Below are 296 nucleotides of genomic sequence, written 5' to 3' on the forward strand. Positions count from 1 at the left end.
AGTGATATTGTTGTAAGTTACAGTAACAGTGGTGTCGCCTTGGCCTGGAGTAACCACCAGATCCGGAACAACAGGAGTATCAACCTCGTCGTAGCCCAATAACTTTGGATCTTTTGATTGAGCCTCTAACAAGGTCTTCTTAGTTGGCGTCCATGCTTGATCCGCTTTGGTGGTGTCAACTTCGCCGTCACCATCAGTGTCATAGCCAAGAATCTTGCCAGTTACCTTATCGACAATAGCGGTACGAGTGAATTCTGCAGTTTGTTCATATCTGCTAGTACCATCTGGAGAACCAT

At 45.9% G+C, this 296-nt stretch carries 1 protein-coding gene; it reads right to left on the bottom strand.

Annotated features, from left to right (window positions below):
• Positions 1–296 (bottom strand): mucin-binding protein (locus tag ACLUXO_RS10350; protein WP_412137462.1); only part of this gene is annotated, 296 nt, incomplete at both ends.

Source organism: Lactobacillus delbrueckii subsp. bulgaricus, assembly GCF_046938665.1.
Lineage (GTDB): Bacteria > Bacillota > Bacilli > Lactobacillales > Lactobacillaceae > Lactobacillus > Lactobacillus delbrueckii_C.